At 45.2% G+C, this 8,506-nt stretch carries 11 protein-coding genes; 4 read left to right on the top strand and 7 right to left on the bottom strand.

All coding sequences use genetic code 11. From position 1 onward, the window contains the following. Nucleotides 1–140: 140 nt before the first annotated feature. The 3 genes from ACFINY_RS03405 to ACFINY_RS03395 all read right to left on the bottom strand — a co-directional run bounded on the left by ACFINY_RS03405 (nt 141) and on the right by ACFINY_RS03395 (nt 2,067). On the bottom strand, nt 141–905 hold the full coding sequence (locus tag ACFINY_RS03405; protein WP_375700836.1) for a lambda exonuclease family protein: 765 nt from the start codon (nt 903–905) through the stop codon (nt 141–143). A gap of 470 nt (nt 906–1,375) precedes the next feature. Then, a complete protein-coding gene (locus ACFINY_RS03400) occupies nt 1,376–1,678 on the bottom strand; it encodes a hypothetical protein (protein ID WP_375700835.1) in 303 nt (100 codons plus the stop codon). Between the two features lie 254 nt (nt 1,679–1,932). Then, the gene (locus tag ACFINY_RS03395) at nt 1,933–2,067 is read right to left on the bottom strand and encodes a hypothetical protein (protein WP_375682960.1); all 135 of its coding nucleotides are present in this window, start codon (nt 2,065–2,067) and stop codon (nt 1,933–1,935) included. A gap of 113 nt (nt 2,068–2,180) precedes the next feature. Here ACFINY_RS03395 and ACFINY_RS03390 point away from each other — a divergent pair, with 113 nt between their 5' ends. Further along, nucleotides 2,181–2,306: a hypothetical protein gene (locus ACFINY_RS03390; RefSeq protein WP_375651167.1), complete on the top strand. Its 126-nt coding sequence runs from the start codon at nt 2,181–2,183 to the stop codon at nt 2,304–2,306. Here the strand turns inward: ACFINY_RS03390 and ACFINY_RS03385 are convergent. The 3 genes from ACFINY_RS03385 to ACFINY_RS03375 all read right to left on the bottom strand — a co-directional run bounded on the left by ACFINY_RS03385 (nt 2,248) and on the right by ACFINY_RS03375 (nt 3,458). Beyond that, complete coding sequence (locus tag ACFINY_RS03385; protein ID WP_273790850.1) at nt 2,248–2,436, bottom strand: hypothetical protein; 189 nt, start codon at nt 2,434–2,436, stop codon at nt 2,248–2,250. The genes ACFINY_RS03390 and ACFINY_RS03385 overlap by 59 nt on opposite strands. Nucleotides 2,437–2,438: 2 nt before the next feature. Next, nucleotides 2,439–2,828 carry a hypothetical protein gene (locus ACFINY_RS03380; RefSeq protein ID WP_375651140.1) on the bottom strand — a complete coding sequence of 130 codons (390 nt, stop codon included), beginning with the start codon at nt 2,826–2,828 and terminating at the stop codon, nt 2,439–2,441. A 312-nt stretch (nt 2,829–3,140) separates the two neighbouring features. Next, on the bottom strand, nt 3,141–3,458 hold the full coding sequence (locus ACFINY_RS03375; protein WP_273790852.1) for an XRE family transcriptional regulator: 318 nt from the start codon (nt 3,456–3,458) through the stop codon (nt 3,141–3,143). A gap of 417 nt (nt 3,459–3,875) precedes the next feature. Between ACFINY_RS03375 and ACFINY_RS03370 the strand changes: the two genes are divergently transcribed. From ACFINY_RS03370 to ACFINY_RS03360, 3 genes are all read left to right on the top strand, one after another. Next, nucleotides 3,876–4,946: a YdaU family protein gene (locus ACFINY_RS03370; RefSeq protein WP_375651142.1), complete on the top strand. Its 1,071-nt coding sequence runs from the start codon at nt 3,876–3,878 to the stop codon at nt 4,944–4,946. 392 nt (nt 4,947–5,338) lie between these two features. Further along, a complete protein-coding gene (locus ACFINY_RS03365; protein ID WP_375700858.1) occupies nt 5,339–5,656 on the top strand; it encodes a hypothetical protein in 318 nt (105 codons plus the stop codon). Between the two features lie 101 nt (nt 5,657–5,757). Then, a complete protein-coding gene (locus ACFINY_RS03360) occupies nt 5,758–8,061 on the top strand; it encodes a toprim domain-containing protein (protein WP_375700834.1) in 2,304 nt (767 codons plus the stop codon). Here the strand turns inward: ACFINY_RS03360 and ACFINY_RS03355 are convergent. Next, a complete protein-coding gene (locus tag ACFINY_RS03355) occupies nt 8,038–8,490 on the bottom strand; it encodes a hypothetical protein (protein WP_375700833.1) in 453 nt (150 codons plus the stop codon). The two genes, ACFINY_RS03360 and ACFINY_RS03355, sit on opposite strands and share 24 nt — an antisense overlap. Between the last annotated feature and the right edge of the window lie 16 nt (nt 8,491–8,506).

Here is an 8,506-nt window from a genome sequence, read left to right as displayed (position 1 = left end):
ACCCTTTCTTTCCCCATTTTCCCACCATGCTTTCACATTCATGACCAAGCTCTTTGTGCTCCCTGCACTCTTTGCGCCCCCTTATTTAGCACCCTCTTCCAACATATGCTTTGCTCTTTTCCCCCTCTGCTCTTTCCTTTTTATAGAACTTTGCCTCTCCTCAACGCTACACAAGATCCCTTTCTTGCCCGCCTCATTCTTGTTTTGCCCTCCAGCATACGTCTTGCATGCGCTCCAAACTCCCCGCTTTCTCCCTCCTTCAAAGCAATTTCTGTTCTTATATGAAAACCTGTCTCAACCGATTTAATTTGCTGTACCATCTTCTCCAAAGCCTCATTAAAACGGCTAATTTCATTTTCAAGCTTGCAAATATATGCTTCATCACGATAAGCCCGTTTAATCAAAGGAGGCATATCCGGCCAATAGAGCATTAAATCCACCCATTCGCGTTGAGAAATCCATAATCCCCCTTGACATTGTGCTTTATGTTCTGCTGGAAAGCTCTTTTGCATGAAATGAGGGATCAAAATTTCAGGTTTTTTTGTTTTAATTTCTAATAAGCCATTTTTTCCCACAAAAGCATCGGGGGAAAATCCTTGTCTGCGGTCATCTGCCAAAACAAAGCCAATACATTCAGGTTCTGTATGTGTAAATTCCCCATAAAGCTGTCGTGCGATTGGTTCTAATTCTGTCCCACGTCGCATAGAAAGTGTTGCCCCTTCATCAACAGTTTTTCCTGTAATTCTTTCTCCCGCCAATTTCATCATCACACTCTGATAGCGTGACGTTTTTTGCCCTTGTTTTGTTCGTGCCATAACCATCTCAAACAACGAAGCCGTAATCAAACCATTACGCGCTTGCTGCCATTCCTCTGTTCCTTGAATACAATCGATAATGATTGGCATAGTATTTCTCCCCTTCATCTTTAAGGTGTTTTTTTTTGCAACATATTCTCTTTGAAACATTCATATCTTTTAAGATGCATTCCCCACTAAGAATGACAGCATCCTTAAATATTGTGCTGCTGAAATCACAAAAGCTTTTGGAAACGCCCCCCTCAACATCCCCCTCCCCACAAGTTTCTCATCCCCTCCTTTTCCATATCGGTTAAGCCCCCAAGCGGCGCCCTCCCTAGACGAAAGCATAACGCGTGATATTTTCTCCCCGATAAAAAAACCTCTCGCCCATCATTGCCCCCTAAGGCTCAATACAAAAACGGTCAGAACCGCGCTCCCATAGCGCCTTCCTCTTCTTCCCTCTCAAACACCTTCCCTCATTTCCCAACATGCTTTCACATTCATATCCAAGCTCTTTGCACTCCCTGCGCTCAAAGCCCTCTACTTTCCCCCCTCCTCCAACACTCTACTCCTTCCCCCTACACGGAACTTTTTTTAAAGATTGACATCTCCTCAACGCTTGTACGGCTGCCCCTTTTCCACACCTCATATCTCCCCTCCAGCATATGCCTTACATACGCTTCAAGCTCTCCTCTCCCCCCACTCGTTCTCCCTCTTAACCAGCCAACCACCAACATTTTCCCCAACAAGCTTCCCCCCAACATCCCTCCTCCCCACAAGTTTCTCATCCCCTCCTTTTCCATATCAGCTAAGCCCCCCAAGTCGTCTCCCCCAAGAACGAAAGCATAACGCACACCATTGTCACCACAATGAAAAAACACTTGGGCCCATCATTGCGGCGCTCTCCCCCAGCACTCAACACAAAAGCACCCCAAAGCCCCCCACGTGTCCCAATACGTCTAAACAAGCTTTAACGACCTCTCCCGTCAAACACCTCCTTCCATTTTCCAGCATGCTTTACGTATCATTCCAAGCTCCCTACTTGCGTGCCGCAAAAACACAAAAACCGGCTCTTTCCCCTTGAACTTGCCTTTTTATAGGTTGGAACCTGTCTGTACTGCTGCTTCTCTTCCCCCTAAGCCTTCATTTTTGTTCTCCAGCATGCTTTCATATCACTCCAACCCCACTGGATAACCCGCTGCTGCTTCATTGCCTTACCCCCCCCCAATGAACCAGCCGGCAACTGCCCCCCACACACAAGCGTCCGCAATTCCCCATATATAGGGCTCTTTTCTTCATGCCCTCCTTTCCATATCGGCTAAGAAAATCCCCGCAAAGCTCTCCACCCCCAAGTCGTCCCCCCCCCAAGAACGAAAGCATAATGTGCACCATTGTCACCGCAATGAAAAAGCACTTGGGCCCATCATTGCGGCTTCTTTTTTCAACCCTGCTACTGCACGACGGAAAAATCATGGCGGCAATATTCTTCCTCCAATTTTTTTGCCATAGACTGAGCCACCTCTTGCGATATAAAAAGTATAGCGTTGTGTTTTTGTGGTTCGAGTCTGATTAAATTCCGCATATTTCCAGCATAATAAAGTGGAATCCCTTGATACGAAGTCTTGAGATAACTTGGCATGTTTACCACCAATAATCTGTCAAGACATCACATGGGCGTAAACGATGCTGTTTTTCATAAGAGCCATAGAGATTATCTTCATAATCGCAAGCCGCTCTTTCATTTAAACAAGCATGATAAGCTTCACTATTCAAAATGAAGGGCTGCAATTGTGTATTTTCTTCATTTATTTCATGATTTTCGACATAAAAATCCGCCATTTGTTCGGTAACATCTTCAGCATGAGAAGTTGTCAGATCGAGTCGTAAAACTCTATAAACAGTTTCACATTCTTCAATCAGTTCGAGCACTTCTTCGATTTCGTCGATTGGTCCTTCATAAGTACAAGGATTTTCCTCTTCGCATAAAACGACAATGATTTCATCCTCTTTAACGAATGAAATATTTTTCATGATTTCCCCCTTTAGATAGTTGATAAAGCATAGCCTTGTCTTGACAAGACTAAATATAGCGTTAGTCTTATATCCTCTATAGGAGAGATGTCAACCATTTTATCCTTCATAAAAGATATATTTTAAATATCTACGGGGTTCAAATGACATATGTAAAGAAAAATCTATTATTCTTTGTTCCTCTCATGCCCCTTTGTTGTTCTCTATTTGTTCTTACAAAATTGCAATTATAAACACACAGGAGAGATAAAATGAGTGACATAATATTAATAAAACACTGGAGTCGCCTTGACTCAAAAGCACAGAAGGAAGTTATTTTGAAGCTTCGTCAATTGGTCGCCGCAAAAGAGTCAAAATCGCCTGTCTCTCTTGCGGAGAGAGTTTCGAAATAAGCTCTATAAATTCTTTATCTTCAGGGCTAGCCCCTTTCCCGTAAAGAATATAATTCATACTGATATTAATTTCGTGACAAATTCGCGAGAGAGATTCGATTGTTGGTTCTTTTCCTTCAGAAAGAATAGAATGAAGGTACCCCGCGCCTTTACCGGCAGCGAGGGAGATAGATCTTTTTGACCGCCCACTTTTTTCCAAAGCGATTCTTAATCTTTGACGCCAACCATCGATATTCATAATTTCACCATATAGCGCGTCTTTTTAAAAAAACACGTCCTTTTTATAAAACGGGCTTGCATTATCCTCTAAAAAGGATAAAATTAAGGAAACAAATTTTACTTTTTAGGGGGAAATTTTTTTTTATTTTTAGATCATAAAAACACTTTAACCACCCTACCGGATATAAAAGACCACCTCCAAAGCTTCTGCCCAAAAGCAAGTACGTTGAGAATGTGTGGTATTCTTTATTTTTTCCATCACCGCAATCTTAAATCGTAAGTTTGCATGCTCTTCAAGCACAGCCAATCATTTATAAGCATCGTAAAGAAGCCTCTAGTCATCATCGAACAGAGCCAAAAGCAACACAAGTTAAATCCTTATTTGAGCTTTTATCATCAATAAAAATGTATAAAAAAGAAGAAAGTAGATTGCAGTATGAAACACGCTAATCAACAAGAAACTCCTCATTATGAATCGTCTAGGCTTCCATATGTTTGTTGGTATCAAAATGACTTTCTAGGAGGTGTACGTGGGATGCGCGCACACGAAATTGGAATCTATACGATTCTTCTCAATGAAATGTATGCCCGTGGCCGACCTTTAGAAATATCGAAAGAACGTTTAGCGCGTCTTTGTGGTTGTGACAAGCGAACTTTTGTTAATGTTTTAGAGATGCTCATCCAAGAGGGTAAGATTTTAAATTTAGCCAATGGATTATGGAACAAGCGTTGCGAAAATGTTTTTCAAGAGCGTGAAAAATTGCTTGAACAAAAATCCTTTGCGGGTCGTTCTTCGGCAAAAAAACGCAAGAAAATCAATGCAGAGATGCAACAACTGCTTAACGAAAGTCCAAAAGATGTTGCACAAAACTCAAAAGCTCAAAAGGCAGAAGAAAAGGAAACACCTTACGGTGTTTTAGAAAAGAAAATTTTGTTTGATGAGACAGAACCTTGTTTTTCCTGCGAAGAGAACTTTGAACAAAGCGATCATCCATCCCCCTCACCGGCTCTTGATTCACCTCTCCCTTTGCCTGCCCAAGCAGAAGCGGAGCAAAAAAACGCCTCCCCTTTAAAAGCTCCCCAAGACGAGTTCACTCCCGCCCCTATCGCGCAAATTGTCACGGGGGAAAAAACAAAATCCGCCACCACTCTTCCCCCCAGCAATCTTCCTGCCTCCATCCCTCCTTCTTCCAACAAAAAAACCACAACCTCAGTTGCCAAAGGGCATCGTCTTCCTGAGCATTGGCAAGCAGACATCAAGGCGGCAGTTTCAGAAGGCTTGAGTGAAAGCCAAGCCCATTGGCAAGAAAAGAAGTTTCGCGACTATTGGCAAGCCAAAGGCGGCAAAGAAGCTCTCAAAGTAGACTGGCAAGCCACATGGCGCAACTGGTTTCGCCGTGAGATCGAACGGCAAGAACAGCAAAAACAAAGGAGCTCCTCATCTTTTACCTCTGAGAACAACGACACGCTTTACCGCAGTTTGATCAACTATAACGACAATTTTTGACATCACACAAACAACGTATTTTTCAAGCAAGCGCGGGGACAAAAATGCTTCAAAACCACAACAGCATCGGACAAAACAAAAGGCGGCAAAACAACATTTGGATAGGCGATTCACACCGTAAAACGAGTCAACATCGACCATTTTTCTCTCATCACAAAAGCGTTTTCCCCACGCAAAAGACCCTCACAGGCACCCCAACATACACACCCCAACATGCACCCCAATACACCAGGACTCCAGCATGCACCACCCCCTCACAGGCATCCGCCCCACCTTCTTGCATCCTTCCTCCTCTCCGCGTTCCTCCTTTTCTCAAGGCGCCACTTCCCATGCTCTTGGCAAACAGACATCAACAGAGCAGCTTCAAAAAACTTCAATGAAAAGCAAACTCTTTGGCAACAAACCACCCCTCCACACAGGCACCCCAACAGGCACCCCAACAGGACTCCAACATGCACCACACCCTCAAAACAGGCATACCCACCCCGCCCTTCTTGCATCATTCCTTCTTTCACCCCCTTCCTCCTTTCCGCCTTCCTCCTTTTTCTCAAGACACCACTTCCCATGCTCTTGGCAAACAAACACCAACACAGCCATTTCAGAAAGGTTTGAGTGAGAGTCAAGCCCTTTGGCAAGCCAAGAGGTTTCGCGACTATTGGCAAAAAAAGAGCGGCAAAGAAGCTCTCAAAGTAAACTGGCAAGCCCCATAGCACCACGAGACTTTACGATCAGATCGAATGGTGAGAACAGCAAAAACAGAATCCTCACTTCTCACATCTTGAGAAAAACGACAATAATATCACGAATGACCATGAGCACAATTTTTGAAATCAAACAAAAACTTATCTCACAAGCAGATAGAATAGCAGAAATGCTTCTTCCCCAAGGGCACAAACGAGGCAACAATTGGATTGTAGGCAACACACGTGGTGAAGCTGGTCAAAGTTTATCGATTTGCTTAAGTGGTAGTAAAGCAGGACTTTGGTATGATTTTGCAGAAAGCACAGGAGGAGATCTTTTAGACCTTTGGTGTGAAGTCAAAGGCATTAGCCTCTCTCAAGCCTTAGAAGAAGCACGCGCGACTCTCAATCTGACACGCCCCAAACCCTTTATGGCGCCTCATCGTTCCTATCGCCGTCCACCGGTTCCTAAAGGGCAGAGCCCGCAGAATCTTGTAAAAACCTATCTCCATGAAGAACGCCGCATTCCTCTAGAGATTATAAAGCGTTACCGCATAGGAGAAAATGGCGAAAAAATCATTTTCCCCTTTTATAAACCCGACGGCACCCTTGCTTTAGTCAAAGAACGGCTTGCACAAACGGGAGCAAAAACAAAACCAACAGCCTCCCAATGTGAACCGATTTTATTTGGTTGGCAAGCCCTTTACCCCACAAACCACCCCTCCACGCAGGCGCTCCAACAGGCACCTCAGCAAGCATTCCAACACACACCTCAGCAGGTACCCTCAACCAACCCCGCCTCTACACAGGCGCCCCAAAACACCGCCTCAACCAACCCCGCCTCCACAAAGGCATCCCCGCACACATCCCAACAGGCAACCCAGCACGCACCTCAGCAGGCACCCCAAAACACACCCCAGCAGGTACCCTCAACTAACCTCACCTCCACGCACACATCCCAGCAGGCGACCCAGCACACACCTCAGCAAGTATTCCAACACACATCCCAACAGGTACCCTCAACCAACCACCCCTCCACGCAGGCATCCCAAAACACCGCCTCAACCAACCACGCCTCCACACAGGCGCCCCAAAACACCACCTCAATCAACCCCACCTCCACAAAGGCATCCCAAAACACCGCCTCAACCAACCCCACCTCCACACACACACACCAACAGGCACCCACACACACCCCCCAACAGGCGCCATTTCCCCTTCTTTCTTCAACAAACCGTACCATTGTCATCACTGAAGGAGAAATTGATGCACTTTCCTTAGCCGCCTATGGATATCCGGCGGTCTCTGTCCCCTTTGGAGGAGGCAGTGGAGGAAAGCACAATTGGATTGAAAATGAATTTGATCATTTAGAATCTTTTGAAACGATTTTTTTAGCCACCGATATGGATCCGCCCGGAGAAGAAGCAGCCCGTGAGATTGCCAGCAGGCTTGGACGCCACCGTTGCTACCGTGTCCGTTTACCCCTTAAAGATGCCAATGACTGTTTAACCGCAGGGATCGATAAAGCCACCATAAAAGCCGCCTTTTCCTCAGCACAAAGCTTTGCACCAGAAGGTTTACGGCGCGCCTCAGACTATAAAGATCAAGTGATTGGGCTTTTTTGGCCAGAGCCTGAAAAACATCTTGGTTATACGGTTCCCTATCCTAAACTGAAGGACAAATTGCATTTCCGCCCAGCAGAATTAACGCTCTGGAGCGGTGCGAGTGGTGCAGGTAAAAGCCAATTATTATCAGATTGTATTCCCCATTGGATTGCACAAAAGAGTCGCCTTTGCTTAGCGTCTCTAGAAATGAAAGGAGAACAATCGCTTCGCCGTTTAACCAAACAAACGGGCGGCTTAGAACAGCCTACAAAAGAGACGATTGAACGGATTCTTCATTTTTTAGACGAAGGGCTTATTCTTTATGAACATGTTGGCAAATCAAGCGTTGACACCTTGCTTGAAGTCTTTGACTATTGTCGTGCGCGCTATGGCTGCGATCAATTTATCATCGACAGTTTGATGCGGCTTGGCATTGCCTCTGATGATTATGCAAGACAAGAACAAGCCGTTTATAAAATGGTTGATTGGGCTGTTTTAAACAGTGTGCATATTCACCTTGTCGCCCATGCCCGCAAAGGCGGTCTGGATAAAGATATCCCCAGCACAGAAGACATTAAAGGCGCCTCAGAAATTGGTGCCAATGCCTTTAACATCATCACCATTTGGCGCAATCGGTCGTTGGAAGATAAAATCTTTGCCGCCTCTCTCGCACAAGAAAAAGCAGATTTAGCCAAACGCCCAGGTGTCATTATGAATATTGCCAAACAACGTTCTGGTGATTTTGAAGGCAAAATAGGGCTTTGGTTTGATCCCCAAACTTATCGCTATCGCTGTTCTTTTGAACAATCATTCCCTCGACGTTATCTGTAATGCCCCATAAACCCCACTCTCTTTAAAAACGCCTCCGCTTTCAAACGCGCACGCCTTGCTCCCACAGAAACAACAGGAAGGATCAATCCACAAATGATGAAAAACACCCAATCCTTCGCGAACCAAAGCCTGCTCAACCCTAGATTCTCTGCTCCCAGACGGAAACAAAAAAAGATCGCTCCAACAACGGCGCAAAACACCACCCCCTTCAATAACCACAAACAACGCGTCACCACCCCATCTCGCCGCCCCCTCATATGCAAAATCAAGAACCACTCCAACAGTGCAGCAAACACGATCCCTATCAAGGACAGGAGTCCCCATGGTATGTCCATACTCTCCATCCCCAAAAGAGCTAAAAAAAGGACGACTCCTAAAACGCCGTAAAACAGCACTTCCTTCAAAAAGAGGGAAACACCAAAAATACAATAAAACGCCGCTCGCC

Origin of the sequence: Bartonella sp. AA23NXGY (assembly GCF_042197165.1) — a bacterium.
Classification (GTDB): Bacteria; Pseudomonadota; Alphaproteobacteria; order Rhizobiales; family Rhizobiaceae; genus Bartonella.
Note: the sequence above shows the minus strand (reverse complement) of the source record. Positions and strands in the feature narration are given on the sequence as shown.